General features: G+C 45.1%; 1 protein-coding gene. It reads right to left on the bottom strand.

Features of this window, described 5'->3' with window-relative positions; genetic code table 11:
• Positions 1-1,135, bottom strand: a 1,135-nt coding sequence (locus R7P72_RS24620; protein ID WP_318110915.1) for an amidohydrolase, incomplete at its 3' end; no start/stop codon positions are given.
• Between the last annotated feature and the right edge of the window lie 198 nt (positions 1,136-1,333).

Below are 1,333 nucleotides of genomic sequence, written 5' to 3'. Positions count from 1 at the left end.
CATTTTTAAAGGCCGTTTCTACGTAATCGTAAGCTTGTTGATCTTCAAAGGTTGGGTAGCCAGCGTAGTCTTTATCTTGTCCATGTGGCGGGTGGAAGTAAGGCTGACTTAGCCATGCCGTTTTACCTTGTGGAGAGCCATCAAAGTTCAGCTTTACGCCACCGATGCGGAAATGGTTTGTGTACTCTGGCGTGTTGTATTCCGAGTCCATAAAATCACTGCTCGATACCATATCGGCGTACGCAACCAAATCGATCATCAGCTTGTCGTTTTTCGACGCGCGTTTCATCGCTTCATAACCTTCTGATGTTGCTCGTCCTTCTTGAGCCGTGGTATAGCCATATTTCGCGTACATACTTTGCGACGCTTCTAACATGCGATCTTGAAGTTCTGAATCAATCAACTTATTGAGGTTGAACAGCATTGCAAAGTGCGCGTTTTCTTCTAGGACACCATTTGGCTCTTGGCTGTTTTCCATTCGGCGGATAATGCCACCTTTTGGATCTTCCGATTCTGATGTGATGCCTGCTAGCTCTAACGCTTTACTGTTTGCGACACTCAAATGCCCCGAAGTGTGAATGATCAATACAGGCTTATCTGTGCTGACTTTATCGAGATCCGCTTTAGTAGGGTAGTAATCCAGTTGGGCGTCGTCGTAACCAAAACCTAAAATCCACCCCGTTTTCTCAATGAATAGGCGTTGCGTATTATTGTTCTCGGCATTTTTCAGAGTTTCGATGATTTTCGCAACGGTATCGGCTTCGCCATCAGGAGATGGCAGCACGTTTGCGACCATGGCTTGCAGACCAACACCATACACATGACTGTGCGGATCAACAAAGCCAGGCAACATAGTTTTGCCTTTTAAGTCGACCAACTGTGTTTTACCGAACTTGTGTTCCATCGCTCCATCTTTGCTGCCGACATAAATGATTTTCTCGCCTAATGTCGCGACGGCTTCGGCGTACTCTGGCTTATCGCCAGCCATGGTTAGGATGTCGCCACCATAATAAATTTTGTCTGCGGCGGTTACTTTGAGTGGCTCGGCGACGGCTTCTACTTCTTTCGCTTCTTCAGAAAAACACCCCGTTAAAGCAAGCCCAGATAGGGCAATGGGGATCCAGTTTTTGTTCATCGGTCATCTCCATACAGAGTAAGTTTTTTGCCTATTGCTCCCATCTCAATGAGTTTGAGAACTCAATAGGTCACATTCACTTTAGTTCATATTGAAGGAGGATTATCAACAAGATTAAAGACTTTCAATCAAGCGCAAGTTATACCTACCGATGAATATCAAAAATGTTACCTTTTCCCATTTCATAAACGTTTCTGG

The sequence above is a fragment of the Vibrio sp. Vb0888 genome (assembly GCF_033338835.1).
In the GTDB taxonomy this organism is placed as follows: Bacteria; Pseudomonadota; Gammaproteobacteria; order Enterobacterales; family Vibrionaceae; genus Vibrio; species Vibrio alginolyticus.
Note: the sequence above shows the minus strand (reverse complement) of the source record. Positions and strands in the feature narration are given on the sequence as shown.